This window comes from Hypericibacter terrae (assembly GCF_008728855.1).
Taxonomy (GTDB): Bacteria; Pseudomonadota; Alphaproteobacteria; order Dongiales; family Dongiaceae; genus Hypericibacter; species Hypericibacter terrae.
In genome coordinates this window covers 1,590,758-1,607,197 of sequence record NZ_CP042906.1, presented here as the reverse complement: position 1 = coordinate 1,607,197, position 16,440 = coordinate 1,590,758, and the positions used below count along the sequence as shown (strand labels likewise).

Here is a 16,440-nt window from a genome sequence, read left to right as displayed (position 1 = left end):
CGTTGGCTTTGGTCCTCGCCGTCGCGGCCGTTACTGCGCCGCGGCGGGATGAGGCGTTGGCGGCGCCGATCCGACCGGCGGCTCCGACGCGCCATTGCTGACGGCGGGCGTTCCGGTCTGGTCGTGCTGGATCACATGGCTGGTGCCGAGGACCCGGCGGTTGCAGACATCCTCCAGCGACACCGAGCTCAGATAGAGATGGATTTGATTGCCGAGCTCTTCCCACAGGTCGTGGGTCAGGCAGCGGCTCTTGTTGGTGCGACAGCCGGTCGGGGATCCCGGCGTACAGCGCGTCGCCCGGATCGGCTCGTCCACCGCCAGGATCGCGTCGGAGATGCGGGTCTCGGCCGAGCTGCGGGCCAGGAGATAGCCGCCGCCCGGTCCGCGCACGCTCTTGACCAGCCCGCCGCGGCGGAGCTTGGCGAAGAGCTGCTCGAGATAGGAGAGCGAAATTTCCTGTCGCTCCGCGATGTCGGCCAGGGCAACGGGGCGGCCCTGGCTATGGCTTGCCAGGTCGACCAACGCCATCACGGCATAACGGCCTTTTGTGCTGAGCTTCACGATCTCTCTCCTTATCTAACTTTCCGCGCGACGGCGCAGCCGCTGAACCTCGGCGCCGCCTTCGGTCGCGGAACTGCTGCGTTCCATGCCGGGCAATGTCATGGGAGCGATCACATCGCGCTGCTCCTCATGCTTCTCCAACTCTTCGACCCGCGCCTTGAGCGCCGTCACCTGTTCCATCAGGCCTTCGACCGCCCGGGCCACGGGATCGGGGTGATCGCCGGTGGGCGTGCCATAGGCCATGAACTCGGAACTGACGTTGCGCGTCACCGGGTGGGCCGGGATGCCGACCACGGCGACGCCGGGCGGGACGTCCTTGACCACGACGGCGTTGGCGCCGACGCGGGCTTGCGCGCCGACGGTGATCGGTCCCAGCACCTGCGCGCCGGAGCCGATGATGGCGCCGTTGCGGATCGTCGGATGGCGCTTGCGGTTGACCTGTGCTGCCGAATTGACCGAGGGCGAAACGCCGCCCAGGGTCACGCCGTGATACATGGTGACGTCGTCGCCGATCTCGGCGGTCTCGCCCACGACGGTGCCCATGCCGTGGTCGATGAACAGGCGGCGGCCAACCGTCGCACCGGGATGGATCTCGATTCCGGTGAACAGACGACCCATTTGTGACACGGCCCGGCCGAGGAAACGCCACCCGCGAATCCACAAGGCATGGGCCACCCTGTGGTACATCACGGCATGGAAGCCGGGATAGGTCAGGGCCACCTCGATCCGGGTCCGGGCTGCCGGGTCGCGCGCGATGATACTGTCGAGTTCGTCCTTAACTATTTGGAACACCGACATATTCCCTTTATTCTTGAAAGTCGCGCGCGGCGTCATGGTATGATCACGGCCGGTCAGCCGGTGCAGATCCCTTCGGCGCCGCAGCATTCTGCGCTGTTGGATATAGGATGACCAAGTAGCTCGGTCAAGTATAGAAAGTAGGCCGGCTGAAGCGCTTGCCTTGCATAGCCGAGTGAAACCATAGGTTTCTTTAGATCGCTCAAAACCGTGCCGCCAAGGGCGGTGCGGGCTTAGGAAGTTGTGACATGCCTGAAGTGATCATGAATGGCCCGGAGGGGCGCCTCGAGGGGCGCTATCAGCCGGGCAAAGGCAGCGATGCACCCATCGCCCTCATGCTGCATCCCCACCCGCAGCATGGCGGGACGATGAACAACAAGCTCGTCTACACCCTCTATCAGGTGTTCGCGCAGCGTGGCTTCGCCGTCCTGCGGTTCAATTTTCGCGGCGTCGGCCGCTCGCAAGGGTCGTTCGACCGCGGCGAGGGCGAGCTCAGCGATGCCGCCTCGGCGCTCGACTGGCTGCAATCGGTCAACCCGAATGCGCGCGCCTGCTGGATCGCGGGTTATTCCTTCGGCGCCTGGATCGGCATGCAGCTCCTGATGCGCCGTCCGGAGATCACCGGCTTCATCTCGGTGGCCCCGCCCGCGAACATCTACGATTTCGGCTTCCTCGCCCCCTGCCCGTCGTCCGGTCTCATGATCCATGGCGACAAGGACGAGCTGGTGCCGCATGAGTCCGTGGCGAAGCTGGTGCAGAAGCTCTCGAACCAGCGCGACATCCAGATCGACTACAAGCTGATCAAGGGCGCCACGCACTTCTTCCAGGACCATCTCGACCAGGTCGCCGATCGCGTCGACGACTATCTCGAGGCGCTCTACCCGACGGCCAAGCCGAAGGCCAAGAGCCGCGCCGGCGCGCGCTGAGCGCAGCATCGGTTCAGCCGATCTGAGAAAGGGCTCGCCGGCAGGCGGGCCCTTTTTCGTTGCTAGGGGTGACGGTCCAGCCGGCCGCCGGTCATCGGCCGCGGCACGCCCGTGGTCGAGGGCAGGCTCAAAGGCAGGCCCTTGAGCGAGCGCACCGCGAGATAGGCGAAGGCCTGCGCCTCCAGATGATCGCCGTCCCAGCCCACCGTCTCGACCGCGTCGACGGGCACGCCCAGGCGACGGCGCAGCGCCTCCATCACCACGGGATTGTGGCGGCCGCCGCCGGTGACGATCCAGCGAAGGACGGGCGCTGGAAACAGGTCCTGGCCGCGGGCGACTGCTTCGACGGTAAAGGCCACCAGGGTGGCGGCGCCGTCGCCGGGCGAAAGCGGCGCCAGGGCCGCACGCGCCGTCGCATTGAAATGCTCGCGGTCGAGCGACTTGGGCGCCGGCCGGCCGAAATAGGGGTTGGCCATCAAGGTCGCCAGCACCGCGCGATCGACCTTGCCCTGGCGCGCCAGCGCGCCGTTGCGATCAAAATGCTGGCCCGTGGTCTTGAAGGCCCAATCGTCGAGCAGTCCGTTCCCGGGCCCGGTGTCGAAGGCCAGCAGATAGGCTTCGCCCTTCCTGTCCTCGCCGATCCAGGTCGCATTGCCGACGCCGCCCAGATTGAGCACACCCAGGGGACGCGGCAGGGCCGCCGCGAGCGCCCAATGGAACAGCGGCGCGAAGGGCGCGCCCTCGCCCCCGGCGGCGACATCGTCGCTGCGGAAATCCGAAACCACATCGATGCCGCTGTCGCGGGCGAGCCGGGCGCCGTCGCCCACCTGCAGCGTATAGCGGCGCTCCGGCGCATGAAGGATCGTCTGGCCGTGAAAGCCCGCGACCCGCACCTGGTCGGGCGAAAGACCCGTCTCGCGCAGCAGCGCCCGGATCGCGTCGGCATGGCGGTCGGTGAGCTCGGCCGCGATCGCCTGGCCCTTCGCCGGATCGCCGAGGACGCCGCGCAGCCGCGTGCGGAAAGCGTCGGGATAAGGCTGGGTCAAGGCCGCCACCGGGCGCACCTGGCGCTGGCCGTCGGTCTCGATCAGCGCGACACCGACGCCGTCGCAGGACGTGCCGCTCATGAGGCCGAGGGCCAGAAGGCTGGGGTCTGGAGACATGCGGGAACGACTTTACGCGGGGCCTGGTTAAGAGATCGCAGCCGGGCCGCCAGGAATTGTCGGTCCGGGGCAATCTGTGTTACATGGGCGCCCCACTCTGACAAGCCCCGGCGCCTTGATGGACCGGGACTTCCCGCTCCTGCGACGGACCCGACCATGGCCGAGCCCAAATCCGATTTCCTACGCGAAGCGATCGCGCGCGGATTCATGCATCAATGCACGGATCTCGACGCGCTGGACGCGCTGGCGTCGAAGGGCCGCCTCATCGCCTATATCGGCTTCGACCTGACGGCGTCGAGCCTCCATGTCGGCAGCCTCGTCAGCATCATGCTGCTGCGGCTGATGCAGCGCACCGGCCACAAGCCGATCGTGCTGATGGGCGGCGGCACCACCAAGGTGGGCGATCCGTCCTTCCGCACCGAGGTCCGCCCGATGCTGAGCGAGGCGGATATCGCCGCCAACAAGGCCAGCATCCAGCGCTGCTTCGACAGCTTCCTGCGCTTCGGCCAGGGCGCGACCGATGCGATCATGGTCGACAATGCCGACTGGCTCGACAATCTCAACTACATGTCGTTCCTGCGCGACTATGGCCGCTACTTCTCGGTCAATCGCATGCTGAGCTTCGATTCCGTGAAGCTCCGGCTCGAGCGCGAGCAGCCGCTCTCCTTCATCGAGTTCAACTACATGGTGCTCCAGGCCTATGACTTCCTGGAGCTGTCGCGCCGTCATGGCTGCCGGCTGCAGATGGGCGGCTCGGATCAGTGGGGCAACATCGTCAACGGCGTGGAGCTGGGCCGGCGCGCGGACGACCGCGAGCTGTTCGGCCTCACCACGCCGCTGATCACCACCGCCTCCGGCGCCAAGATGGGCAAGACCGCGTCCGGTGCCGTCTGGCTCAACGAGGACCGTCTCGCCGCCTACGACTATTGGCAATATTGGCGCAACACCGAGGACGCCGATGTCGGCCGGTTCCTGAGGCTCTTCACCGATCTGCCCTTGCCCGAGATCGCCAGGCTCGAGACGCTCCAGGGCGCCGAGATCAACCAGGCGAAGATCGTGCTCGCGACCGAAGCGACGGCGCTGGCCCACAGCCGCGCGGCCGCGGAAGCGGCGGCCGAGACGGCGCGGCGCACCTTCGAGCAGGGCGGTATCGGCGACGAGCTGCCGGTCATCGACGTGGCGCGCGGCGAACTCGAGCAGGGCATCGCCGCTTTCGATCTCTTCCGCCGCGCCGGCCTCGCCGCTTCGAACGGCGAAGCGCGCCGCCTGATCAAGGGCAGCGGCGGGCGCCTCAACGATGCCACCCTCGCCGACGAGAACCAGCGCATCACGATCAAGGACCTGACCGGCGACGGCTATATCAAGCTCTCCGCCGGCAAGAAGCGCCACGCGCTGGTGCGGCCGAGCTAGCGTTACCGGTTCTGCTCGCCCAGCGGCTGCTCGGGCATGGCGCTGGCCGGCGGCGGGGGCTGGCCGTTGCTGTCGAAGATGTCGAAGACGCCGCGGAGGAATCCGGGCGCCAGTGCCGCCAGCGGATTGATCGAGAAGTCGGGTTTCGAGAGCTTGCCGGTGGCGGTGTAGGTCGCCGCGAAGAGGCCCTTGCCCTTGCCGCCCTGCAGCAGGTCGCCGATCACGGGGATGTTGCTGAGGAAGCTGTTGATCGCATAGGCCGGTATGATGGTTCCCTTGATATCGATCTTGTCGACGGACTGGTCGAAGTAACCGGTGGCGGTCATGCCGAGCGACGGTCCGTGGGCGCGCGCCAGGGGCACGTCGACGCGGCCTTCGGTCTTGGTGAAATCCGCCACGAAGCGATCGAACTGGAATCCGTCGCCGCTCATCTCGTCGATGAAGCCGGTGAGCGAGAACAGCCGCACCAGGCCCGACTGGTTGATCAACCGGAAATCCTGGATCTCCGCCTTGCCGGTGAGCGGGCGCATCGGTACGGAATCGGTGGAATCGCCATACACATTGAGCGTGCCGCCCTTCACATCGTCGAAGATATCGAGGACGCGCAAGGCGGATCCCGCATCGTTCGACTTGATCGCGAGATGATGCCGGCCGCCCTCGACCGGCAGATAGGTCATCGTCAGCGGCGCGCCACCCGGCAGGATGCCGTCGATCTCGATCTGCCGCCAATATTCCGTCTCATGCTCGAGGACCACATGAACGTTCTCGACCTGCCGCCCCGGCGCCAGCATCACGACATCGAGCTTGTCGGCCGTGATCTTGAAGGGGCGGGTCGGGTTCGTCATGGATGTATTCGCCGCCTCTTCAGGCTTGAGCGTGATCTTGCCGGTCAGCAGCGGCTCGACGTCCAGGATCCCGCCGGAGACCGAAACCTCCGGGCGTCCCTCCACAAAAGCGAACTTGACGCCGGTCAAATCGGTCTTGCCCAGCGACACGCGATCGAACGCCATCTGACCGACGCCGAAGGAATCGGTCAGGCTCCCATGACCATTGGCGGCAAGATCGGGCGCGCTGACCGAGAAATTCTTCAGCACCGGCGGCTGGCCCTTCGGCAAAAGCAGCAGCGCTTCGGCCTGGCCCGCCGTGCCGGCCGCCTTGCTCCAGGCCAGGGATTCGAAAGACAGGGTTGTGGGCGTCAGATCGATCTTGGCGGACACCTCGGCGGAATCGTCGTCGAAGGTCGTATAGGTGACGTCGAAGGCCGTCGGGCCGGTGACATAGGGGCCGAGATCGGCGCCGAGCGCCTTGCGCTCCTCCTCCTGCGCCGTGCCCTGCAGCCTGATCCTGGTGTCGAAGTCGGCCGCGACGAAGTTCTGGTTCCACAGGATGGCGGCCGGAATTCCGGCGAAACGTCCGGTGCCTTCGATCTCCATGGCCTTGCGGGTCAGCTTCAGCTGCAGATTGCCGTCATCGAGATCCTTGCCGAACATCACATGCTTGATGCCGGCACCGACGAGGTTGGCCTCGGCGCTGAGATCGACCTGCTCGAAAACCAGATCCTTGTCGGCGGGAAAGACCACCTTGAGATGGGCGTTGGTCTGGCCCACCGCCGTCTTGGGATCGATTCCCAGGCGCTTCATGTATCCCAGCCGCGGATGGTCGAGCAGCCCCAGCGCGTCGGTCATGGCGGCATGCAGATTGCCGTCCACCGTGATCGTCTGGACGTCCTTGTTGAAATCGACGATGTCGATGCGGCCGCTGTCGATCTGAATCCCGCCGACATGCCCGGCGCTGAATATCCCGGTGAAGCTGTTGGCGGTGAAGCTGCCGGTCGCGGCCGCGTCGGTGATCGGCGGCATCGGCTTGAGATAATGGATGGTGAGGCCCTTGCCGGCGAGCGTGCCGCCGACCTTGTCCAGCGCGATCGCGTCGGGGTCGCCGCCCAGCAGGCGCAGCCTCAGCGTCGCGCTCACATTGCTGACCTCGCCGGTATCGATATTGGCGAAGATCCATTTGCGCGGTTTGGGCGCCGTGTCCTGGGGCCAATAGCGGCCGAGATCGGCCACCGCGATCCCATCGGCCTTGAGATCGGCCGCGACATGGATCGCGCCGGTCCGGGGCGCCGTATAGGTGGTGAGTCCCGAGACCGAGCCCTTCACCGTGATGCTGGGTCCGGGCTTGGAGAGCGTCCCCAGGTCGAGCTGGGCCTGGTCGATCACCAGCCGGTCGAGCCCCGCATCGAGCTTGCCGGTGACCGCGATCTTGCGGATCGGCAACGGATCGGGCAACTGGTCGGGCAAGGTCAGGCTGCCGGGCCCGCCGCCCATATCGAAATCGATGCGCTCGAGCTGACCGTCGAGCCCGAGCTCGGTGCCGACCCGGCCGTCCAGGGTGAAATCGGCACCCTGCAGCACCATCAATTCCGGACGCAGCAGCCCGAGGCTGGCGGCATCGACGCCGGAGAATCTTGCATCGATCGAGACCGACTGATTGCCGGAATCGTAGACCAGATCGCCCTCGAACTGGGCCGGGCGCCCGAGTTCCTGGACCTGGAACTGCAGATGGCCGGAGAGCCCGTCGGGGTGGCGCTCGAAGCTGAAGCTCGCGGTCGGCGCATGCCAGACCAGGCCGCTGCGGCGGTCGACCAGCACCATCTTCGCATCGACGATGCTGATGCGTCGCAGATAGCCGGTTGGCTTGCTGTAGTCGGGTGCCGCCATGAACGCGGCCAGCGCCTCGGGAATGACCGGCGTTTCGCCCGCGGGGACCTCGGTCGTGTCGGCCGCGCTGTCTGCGGTCTCGTCCGACGACATGTCGAACACGCGCCCGAAGCGGAAATGACCGTTCTGATCGCGCAACAGCGTGACCTGCGCATCGAGCACCTCGATCGAGGTCGGCGCGATGATCCCGCGGAGCAGCGCTTCGACGCTGAGGGTGAGGGAGAGCTCCGGCAGGACCGCCAGCTCTCGGCCGCGATTGTTGAGGATATGAACGCCGCGAACCCTGAGATCGATCGTCCGCCCCCAGCCGGCCCAGGTGATGAGCGTATCGTCGATGGCAACATTCACCGAGCGCTCAGGCAGCGTCAGCGCCTGTTCGACGTAAGGTGTCAGGAAAGAGAGGCGCAGCGGTTCGGGCTGGGACAAGCGCCAAGCACCGATGGCGCCGACAAGAACGATGCCGGCGACCACAGCGGCCAATATCTCCAGAAGAATTCGCGCGGAATGACGGACCACGATGCGATTGGCGACGTGCGCTTGACCCCTGGGGCAGATTTCCCGCAGTCTGCGGGAAAGAACCGTCTGGCGCCATGCCTCTTTCTGTCCCTCCCCTCGATCCTGCGGCCTTGCCCCGCATTCATGACAGTCCCCGCGCCAACCAGGGCGTCGAGCGGTGGCTGGAAATGGCGCGTGGCCTGACCGAACCCGAGCTCAAGGCCTTTGCGGTCGATCTGGCGGCGGATCCCGGCGGCCGAAGGCTGTTGGGCGTTCTCTTCCTGCACAGCCCCTTCCTCAGCGAGCTGGCCCTGGCCGAGCCGCAGGTGATTCGTGGCATTTTGGCGGAAGGCCCCGATCGGGTTCTTGACAGATTGCTGTCGGATTTGGAGCGCGAGGCGGGAACCGAAGAGGACACCAGCCGTTGTATGCGCGCGCTCCGCGTCGCGCGCCGCCGGGTGGCTTTGCTTGTCGCGGTTGCGGACCTCACCCGCGCCTGGGTGCTCGAGACCGTCACGGCCGCGCTCAGCCGCTTCGCCGACACCGCGATCAACCTGGCCGCCCGCCATCTCCTGCGCCGCGCCGCCCTGCAGGGGGATCTGATTCTGCCCGATCCCGCGCTGCCCGAGCATCGCTCGGGCCTGGTGGTGCTGGGCATGGGCAAGCTCGGCGCCAACGAGCTCAATTATTCGAGCGACATCGACCTGATCGTGCTGTTCGACCGCGAGCGCATCGATTATCGCGGCCGGCGCTCGATCCAGGACTGCTTCGTGCGGATCGCCCGCGATCTGGTGCGCATGCTCCAGGAGCGCACCGAAGTCGGCTATGTCTTCCGCACCGATCTGCGCCTGCGTCCCGATCCGGGCTCGACGCCGCTGGCGCTCTCGGTGGTGGCGGCCGAGACCTATTACGAGGGCATGGGACAGAACTGGGAACGCGCCGCCATGATCAAGGCGCGGGCGGTCGCCGGCGACATCGAGGCCGGGCAGAATTTCCTCAAGGCGCTGCGGCCCTTCATCTGGCGCAAGCATCTCGACTTCGCCGCGATCCAGGACATCCACTCGATCAAGCGCCAGATCCACGCGGTCAAGGGCTTCCGCGACATGGCGGTCGGCGGCCACAACATCAAGCTCGGCCGCGGCGGCATCCGCGAGGTCGAATTCTTCGCCCAGACCCAGCAGCTGATCTGGGGCGGTCGCGATGCCGAGCTGCGCTCGCCGGCGACCTGTCCGACCATTCGCGCGCTGGTGGCGGCGGGCCGGGTCAAGCCCGAGGTCGCCGATGCGATGATCGACGCCTATCGCTATCTGCGCGAGGTCGAGCACCGCCTGCAGATGATCGACGACCGCCAGACCCAGACCCTGCCGCCGGAGGGCCCGGAGCTCGAGGGTTTCGCTGCCTTTCTCGGCGAGCCCTCGCTCGACGCGTTCCGCGAGCGGCTCCTGCATCATCTGGGCGCGGTCGAAGACCATTACGCCGAGCTGTTCGAAGAGGCACCGTCGCTGGCGGGCCCCGGCAATCTGGTCTTCACCGGCTCCAAGAACGATCCCGACACCGTGGGCACGCTGGGCGAGATGGGCTATGCCGACGGCGCCTCGATCGCGACCGTGATCCGTGCCTGGCATACCGGCCGCTACCGCGCCACGCGCAGCACGCGCGCCCGCGAGCTGCTGACAGAGCTTATGCCGGCCCTGCTGACGGCACTCGCCCACACGCCCCAGCCCGACGCGGCCTTCACCCGCTTCGATACCTTTCTCTCGGGCCTGCCGGCCGGCGTGCAGCTCTTCTCGCTGCTCCATGCCAATCCGGAGCTGCTGAAGCTGATGGCCGAGATCATGGGCGGCGCGCCGCTACTGGCCGAGCGGTTGGGCCAGCGGCCCGCCCTGCTCGACGCGGTGCTGAGCCGCGACTTCTTCAAACCGCCGCCGCCCAAGGCCGATCTCGCCGCCGAGTTCCACCATGCGCTGGAACAGGGCAACGACTTCCAGGACCGGCTCGACATCGCGCGGCGCTGGGCCAAGGACCGCCAATTCCAGGCGGGCCTCCTCGTGCTGCGCCATCACCTCGACGGCGGTCCCGCCGGCGAGACCCTGAGCGACATCGCCGAGGTCGCGATCGGAGGCCTCACGCCCCATGTCGAGGCCGAGTTCGAGCATCAGCACGGCAAGCTCCCGGGCCGCGGCCTTGCGACCGTGGCACTGGGCAAGCTCGGCGGGCGCGAGATGTCGGTCACCTCCGACCTCGACCTCGTCTTCATCTACGATCTGCCGGCCGATCAGGAGGCGAACCCGCCCCATTCCAACGGGCCGAAGCCGCTGGCGCCGATCCACTATTATGCGCGCCTGGCGCAGCGCCATATCGCGGCCCTGAATGCCCCGACCTCCGAGGGCAAGCTGTTCGAGGTCGATATGCGGCTCCGGCCCTCGGGCAATTCGGGCCCGATCGCGTCCAGCCTCGACGGCTTCCTGCGCTATCAGAGCGTCGATGCCTGGACCTGGGAACATATGGCGTTGACGCGCGCGCGCGTGATCCTGGGCGAGCCCAGCTTCGTCGCCGAGATCGAGGCCAGCCTGCGCCAACTCCTGTCGCGGCCGCGCGACACCCAGAAGCTGCATGCCGACATCGCCGATATGCGCCGCCGCGTCGCCCAGCAGTTTCCGGCCGACCGCGAGTGGGACATCAAATATCGCCGCGGCGGGCTCGTCGATATCGAGTTCCTGGCCCAGTATCTCGAGCTTCGCCATGCGCCGGCGCATCCCGAGGTGATCCATGCGAATACCGGCGCCGCGCTGGCCGCGCTGGCGAGGGCGGGCGTCCTGCCGGCCGCGGACGCCGCGACCCTCATCGACGCCCTGGCCCTCTGGCGCCGGCTCCAGGGATTCCTCCGCCTCACCATCGGCCAGGAATTCGACGAAGCGGCGCTGCCCGACGGCATCAAGCGCGCCATCGCCGCGGCCGGCAGAGCCTCCGACTTCGCCAGCCTCAAGGCCTACATGGCCGAGATCGGCGAGGCGGCCGCCGCGATCCATGAGCGGTTCCTGGGACGCGCGTGAGATCGGAGCTGCGCGACCATCTCGTCTTTTCGTGCACGACCCCTCCCCCTACCCCCTAACTCGATATGATCGCTTCGCTCTACATTGAAGCTTCGACCGAGATCGACAATCGAGTTGACTGCTCTTTCCTGAAGCAGGCCCTCCCCCTACCCCCTCCCGCTCGACGGCTTCGCCGTCGGGGGAGGGGGCGAAATTTGAAAATCAACACGCCCCCTCCCCTTGCGGGAGGGGGTAGAGGGAGGGGTTGATCGCAAGTTTGTGCGATGATGCCCGCGACAGTTCGGTCCTTGCCTCGGGCGAGCCTCGCGGGCGATCCTGAGTTTGGGCGACCTTTTTCCTAAGCCGTTGAGAGAACAGGGCGTCTTCGCGGGTGAAACGTTAACCCGTTGGCACTAGCCTGAGCACCCGACAGCCCGGCCCGGTATTCCCGCCGGGACCCCAAGGAGAGCTTCACCGCCCGTGAGCAAGGACGACGAGAAGCGGCCGCCCTTCCACTATGTGGGCGACATCGGCAGCCTGGACTGGAAGGTCCCGGGCGAGGTTGAGACTGCGCTCGATTGGGCCTATGACGGCGGCCGGGGCGAACTTCTCGGTCTCTATGAGAAGGGCAAGCGCCAGCAGTGGAATGCGTCCGAGCGCATCGACTGGCGCCAGGAGCTGCATCCCGACAATCCGATGCAGATCGGCGATCACACCGTGCCGATCTTCGGCTCGCCGGTCTGGGAGAAGCTCGATCAGAAGAAGAAGATCGAGCTGCGCTGGCATCTCCAGACCTGGCAGATCTCGCAGTTCCTCCATGGCGAACAGGGAGCGCTCGTCTGCGCCTCCAAGGTCGTTCAGCTCGTTCCCTATCTCGACGCCAAGCTCTATGCGGCGACGCAGGTCTTCGACGAGGCGCGCCATGTCGAGGTCTATGGCCGGTTGCTGCGCGAAAAATTCGCCATGGCCTACCCGATCACCGCGCCCTTGAAGTCGCTGCTCGAGAACGTGTTCCACGACCCGCGCTGGGACTTCACCTATCTCGGCATGCAGGTACTGATCGAAGGCCTGGCGCTGGCGGCGTTCCAGCGCATCCGCAACCAGGCGTTCAACAAGCTCGCGGCGACCATCAACGCCTATGTGATGCAGGACGAGGCGCGCCATGTCGCCTTCGGACGGCTGGCGCTCAAGGAGTATTATCCGCAGCTCTCCGATGCCGAGCGCGCCGAGCGCGAGGAATTCCTGGTCGATGCCTGCTGGCTGATGCGCGAGCGGCTGGCGCCCGATACGGTTTGGGACACGGTCGGCCTGCCCAAGAAGCTCTGCATGGAGATCGCCGAGCAATCGCAGCTGATGCGCGAGTTCCGCGCCGTGCTGTTCCGCCGCGTCGTGCCGACGATCAAATATATCGGGCTCTGGGGCCCCAAGATTCAGGCGGCTTTCGATAAGATGGGCGTGCTGGCCTATGCCGACCTCGACGTCGACAAGATGCTGGCCGAGGACGAGTATGTCGGCCGCCATTTCATCCAGCTGCGGTTCCAGCCGGGCGGCGCCTTGAACAAGCCCGGCCCGAAACGGCCTCCCGGGCCGGTCCAGGGCACCGACAGCTTGCCGGACAACCCGCCACCGCCCGCGGGCCAGCCGCCGTCGCGTTGATCGCCGCCTCCTCCCCGCCTCCAGATCCCCGCGCCCTGCCGGGTTAATCGCCCTCGCCGCCGGTTGCGGCCAAAAATGAGGCGCGCGCCGGCCCCCGTTGACTTTGCCCGCTCGACGGCACAAATGACCGGAGTTTTGGCGAGAGTTCGAAAGCGGAACTACGGAGGGATCGACGATGGCGAAGACGCCGGCGGAACTCAAAGAAGGCGACAAGGCTCCGGTTTTCACCATTCCGGCGGACGACGGCAGCGAAATCTCCCTGCCGAAGCTCAAGGGCAAGCCGGTGGTGCTCTATTTCTATCCGAAGGACGACACCCCGGGCTGCACCGCGGAGGCCTGCTCCTTCCGCGACAACCTCCCCAAGTTCGGCAAGATCGAGGCCGAGGTGATCGGCATCTCGCGCGACAGCGTCGCCAGCCATCAGAAGTTCAAGAAGAAGCACGACTTGAACTTCAAACTCGGCTCCGACAATTGCGGCGAGGTCACCGAAGCCTATGGCGTCTGGGTCGAGAAGAGCATGTATGGCCGCAAATATATGGGCATCGAGCGCGCCACCTTCCTGATCGACGCCAAGGGCGTGATCCGCCACATCTGGCGCAAGGTGAAGGTGCCCGGCCATTCGGAAGAGGTGCTGAAGGCGCTGAAGGAATTGAAGGCGGGGTAGAGGGCGAACGCGTTTCTTTTGTACTTATCCCCTCCCCCCTCGAGGGGGAGGGCTAGGGAGGGGGCCGCGCCGACATTCAACATGACCGCTGTTCCAAAACCACTGGCGATATCGAGCGATCCCCCTCCCTCACCCTTCCCCTCGAGGGGGGAGGGGACATATCTTGCTGCTACCCCTTCCCTCGCCTCCCTCGCCGTCGCCGCCCTCACCACCGCCGACCCCGCCGCCAAGGCCGCCGCGGCGCGCGCCATGGCGACCGCCTGGCGCGACGGCGCGCTGCCGGTCGGCATCGCCGCCCCGCCCGACCGCCCCGCGCGGCCGACGCGGCCCGAGCTGCGGCGGCCGGGCGACATGCCCAAGCGGCGCGGCGCCGGCAACCCCGAGAACCGCATCGCGCTGCTCCATGCGCTGGCCCATATCGAGCTCAACGCGATCGATCTCGCCTGCGATATCCTCGCGCGCTTTCCGCAAGCCGGCATGCCGCGGCATTTCCATGACGACTGGGTCTCCGTCGCCGACGAGGAAGCGAAGCATTTCGGCCTGCTGTCGGATCGCCTCGCCGAGCTCGGCGGTGCCTATGGCGACCTGCCCGCGCATGACGGGCTCTGGCAGGCGGCGGAGGAAACCGCGGGCAACCTGCTGGCGCGGCTCGCGATCGTGCCGTTGGTACTGGAAGCGCGCGGGCTCGATGTCACGCCGAAGATGATCGGCGATCTGAAGCGCGCCGACGACGAGAAGAGCGCCGCGGTGCTGGGCGTGATCTATGAAGAGGAGATCGGCCATGTCGGCATCGGCCGGCGCTGGTTCCTCTTCGAATGCGAGCGCCGCGCGCTCGACCCGGCGCAAGCCTGGGGCGCGTTGGTGCGCAAGCATTTCCGCGGAACCCTGAAGCCGCCCTTCAACGACGAAGCCCGCGTCGCCGCCGGCCTGGTGCCGGCGGAATATGCGGCGCTGGCGGAGCCCGCCTAGCTAGCTGCGCTTCTCCAGCGGATAACGCGTCTGCTGCAGGCTGGCGCGCGGCTCCATCAGCGTCCACCAGCGCGCGATCTTCGGCGCCTGGCCCAGGAGTTGCTGCCCCTCGGGCGCCAGGCGGAAATAGGCGATGATCGTGGCCAGATGCAGATCCGCCAGCGTGAGCTGTTCGCCCAGCAGATAGGGGCCGGTCATCAGATCGGAGAAAGCGGCGAGAACCGTTTGCGCCTTCGGAATCGTCGCGGCGATCTTGGCCTCGTCGGGTTCGCGCCCCTCGGTGGGCGCCATGAGCCGCTCCACCATGATGTCCCAGATCAGCGGCCGGTAGCCGTAATGATCCACGATGCAGACGATCTGGGCCAGCCGGGCGCGACCCTCGGGATCCGCGGGCTGGAGCGCCGGGCCCGGAAAGGCCTCGTCGATATAGCGCGTGATGGCGGCGGTCTCGTAGAGCTTGAAGTCGCCATGCACCAGCGCCGGGATCTTGCCGAAAGGATGCAGTTTCAGATAGTCGGGCGGCGCGCCCTTGAAGATGTCGATCACCTCGACGCGGTGAGCGACGCCCTTCTCGATCAGCGCCAACTGGGCCATGCGCCCATAGACGCTGTAATCCACAGCATAAAGAACAACCGGCTTCCTCTCGCTCATGGCGGTCGCCTCCGGTCCTCCTGCGTGGAGGCGGATTATCGCAAGGAAATCCCGGGCTTGGCGAGCCGTCCTTCGTAAAGGGCGGCGGGGCGCCGGTCACGAATCCGAAAGGTTAGTTGACGCCCGCGCGTTTGCTGCCGACGCGCGCCGCCAGCGAGGCCGCCATGAAGGCGTCGAGATCGCCGTCCAGCACCCCTTGCGTGTCCGAGGTCTGCAGCTCGGTGCGCAGATCCTTCACCATTTGATAGGGCTGCAGCACATAGGAGCGGATCTGGTGACCCCAGCCGATGTCGGACTTGCCGGCTTCCGTCACCGCCGAGGCCGCCTCGCGCTTCTGCAGCTCCACCTCGAACAGACGCGACTTCAGCATCGCCATGGCGGTGGCGCGGTTGCGATGCTGGGAGCGGTCCTCCTGGCACTTCACCACGATGCCGCTCGGGATGTGGGTGATGCGGATGGCGCTCTCGGTCTTGTTCACATGCTGGCCGCCGGCGCCGCCCGACCGCATGGTGTCGACCTGCAGGTCCGAATCCTTGATCTCGATATTGATGTTGTCGTCGACCACCGGATAGACCCAGACCGAGGCGAAGCTGGTGTGCCGGCGCGCCGCGCTGTCATAGGGCGAGATGCGCACCAGGCGATGCACGCCGCTCTCGGTCTTGAGCCAGCCATAGGCGTTGCGGCCCTTGATGCGCAGCGTCGCCGACTTCAGGCCCGCCTCTTCGCCGGGGCTCTCTTCGAGCCACTCGACCTTGTAGCCATGCTGCTCGGCCCAACGCGCATACATGCGGGTCAGCATCGAAGCCCAGTCCTGGGCCTCGGTGCCGCCGGCGCCGGCATTGATTTCGATGTAGCAGTCGTTGGCGTCGGCCTCGCCCGAGAGCAGCGCCTCGAGCTCGACCTGGCGGGCGCGCTTCTGCAGCGCCTTCAACGCCGCCTCGCCTTCGGCGACGCTGGCGGGGTCGCTCTCGGTCTCGCCGAGCTCGATCAGGGTGAGGGCGTCGTCGAGGTCGCGCTCCAGCTTGCGGCAATCCTCGATCGACTGCTGCAAATGGTTGCGCTCGCGCATGAGCTTCTGCGCGGCCTGGGAGTCGTTCCAGAATTTGGGATCTTCGGATTTGGCGTTGAGATCCTCGAGCCTCGTCAGCGCGTGATCCCAGTCAAAGATGCCTCCTCAGCAGGGCCACCGAGGAACGAATGTCCCCGACGGCTGCTTCCAATTCAGCGCGCATGTCGCTCTGCCTGTCTCCAAGGTCCGAAGGAAGGGCCTCTCTTGCACCGAGGCGGGCCCTGACGTCAAGGGCGGGACACTCTTGCGTTCTTTCCTCCCCCTCAGTCATGAGGGGGAGGGTTGCGCAGGCTTAGTCGCAGCGAAGCGGAGACTTAGCCGGAGCTGGG

At 66.5% G+C, this 16,440-nt stretch carries 12 protein-coding genes; 6 read left to right on the top strand and 6 right to left on the bottom strand.

Translation table 11 applies throughout. The features are described from left to right. Nucleotides 1-30: 30 nt before the first annotated feature. Both FRZ44_RS07355 and cysE read right to left on the bottom strand, forming a co-directional pair. The gene (locus tag FRZ44_RS07355; RefSeq protein WP_151176577.1) at nucleotides 31-561 is read right to left on the bottom strand and encodes an Rrf2 family transcriptional regulator; all 531 of its coding nucleotides are present in this window, start codon (nucleotides 559-561) and stop codon (nucleotides 31-33) included. Nucleotides 562-576: 15 nt separating this feature from the next. Continuing rightward, nucleotides 577-1,359, bottom strand: coding sequence for a serine O-acetyltransferase (cysE, locus tag FRZ44_RS07350; protein WP_151180191.1), 783 nt, complete (start codon nucleotides 1,357-1,359; stop codon nucleotides 577-579). Between the two features lie 245 nt (nucleotides 1,360-1,604). Here cysE and FRZ44_RS07345 point away from each other — a divergent pair, with 245 nt between their 5' ends. Then, entirely contained in the window at nucleotides 1,605-2,282 is a 678-nt protein-coding gene (locus FRZ44_RS07345; RefSeq protein ID WP_151176576.1) for an alpha/beta hydrolase, read from the top strand. A gap of 62 nt (nucleotides 2,283-2,344) precedes the next feature. Here FRZ44_RS07345 and FRZ44_RS07340 read toward each other — a convergent pair whose 3' ends face one another. After that, on the bottom strand, nucleotides 2,345-3,445 hold the full coding sequence (locus FRZ44_RS07340) for an anhydro-N-acetylmuramic acid kinase (protein ID WP_225308587.1): 1,101 nt from the start codon (nucleotides 3,443-3,445) through the stop codon (nucleotides 2,345-2,347). Nucleotides 3,446-3,601: 156 nt separating this feature from the next. On the opposite strand from FRZ44_RS07340, the gene tyrS reads away from it, so the two are divergent. Continuing rightward, entirely contained in the window at nucleotides 3,602-4,855 is a 1,254-nt protein-coding gene (tyrS, locus tag FRZ44_RS07335) for a tyrosine--tRNA ligase (RefSeq protein WP_151176575.1), read from the top strand. Nucleotides 4,856-4,857: 2 nt separating this feature from the next. Here the strand turns inward: tyrS and FRZ44_RS07330 are convergent, their stop codons facing one another. Next, nucleotides 4,858-8,046: a DUF3971 domain-containing protein gene (locus FRZ44_RS07330; RefSeq protein WP_225308691.1), complete on the bottom strand. Its 3,189-nt coding sequence runs from the start codon at nucleotides 8,044-8,046 to the stop codon at nucleotides 4,858-4,860. A gap of 155 nt (nucleotides 8,047-8,201) precedes the next feature. Here FRZ44_RS07330 and FRZ44_RS07325 point away from each other — a divergent pair, with 155 nt between their 5' ends. The 4 genes from FRZ44_RS07325 (at nucleotide 8,202) to FRZ44_RS07310 (ending at nucleotide 14,391) form a co-directional block, all read left to right on the top strand. After that, nucleotides 8,202-11,123, top strand: coding sequence for a bifunctional [glutamine synthetase] adenylyltransferase/[glutamine synthetase]-adenylyl-L-tyrosine phosphorylase (locus FRZ44_RS07325; RefSeq protein ID WP_191908466.1), 2,922 nt, complete (start codon nucleotides 8,202-8,204; stop codon nucleotides 11,121-11,123). A 459-nt stretch (nucleotides 11,124-11,582) separates the two neighbouring features. Further along, nucleotides 11,583-12,758: a ferritin-like domain-containing protein gene (locus FRZ44_RS07320; protein ID WP_191908465.1), complete on the top strand. Its 1,176-nt coding sequence runs from the start codon at nucleotides 11,583-11,585 to the stop codon at nucleotides 12,756-12,758. A 175-nt stretch (nucleotides 12,759-12,933) separates the two neighbouring features. Then, nucleotides 12,934-13,422 carry a thioredoxin-dependent thiol peroxidase gene (bcp, locus tag FRZ44_RS07315; RefSeq protein ID WP_151176571.1) on the top strand — a complete coding sequence of 163 codons (489 nt, stop codon included), beginning with the start codon at nucleotides 12,934-12,936 and terminating at the stop codon, nucleotides 13,420-13,422. A 249-nt stretch (nucleotides 13,423-13,671) separates the two neighbouring features. Beyond that, nucleotides 13,672-14,391, top strand: a complete 720-nt coding sequence (locus FRZ44_RS07310; RefSeq protein ID WP_225308586.1) for a ferritin-like domain-containing protein — start codon at nucleotides 13,672-13,674, stop codon at nucleotides 14,389-14,391. On the opposite strand, the gene FRZ44_RS07305 is transcribed toward FRZ44_RS07310, so the two are convergent. Beyond that, entirely contained in the window at nucleotides 14,392-15,042 is a 651-nt protein-coding gene (locus FRZ44_RS07305) for a glutathione S-transferase family protein (protein WP_151176569.1), read from the bottom strand. Between the two features lie 112 nt (nucleotides 15,043-15,154). Continuing rightward, nucleotides 15,155-16,274, bottom strand: a protein-coding gene (gene prfB, locus FRZ44_RS07300; protein WP_151176568.1) for a peptide chain release factor 2 whose coding sequence is annotated in 2 segments (ribosomal slippage) — nucleotides 15,155-16,204 and nucleotides 16,206-16,274 — 1,119 coding nt in all. Because the reading frame shifts where the segments join, the coding sequence is not laid out codon by codon here. Between the last annotated feature and the right edge of the window lie 166 nt (nucleotides 16,275-16,440).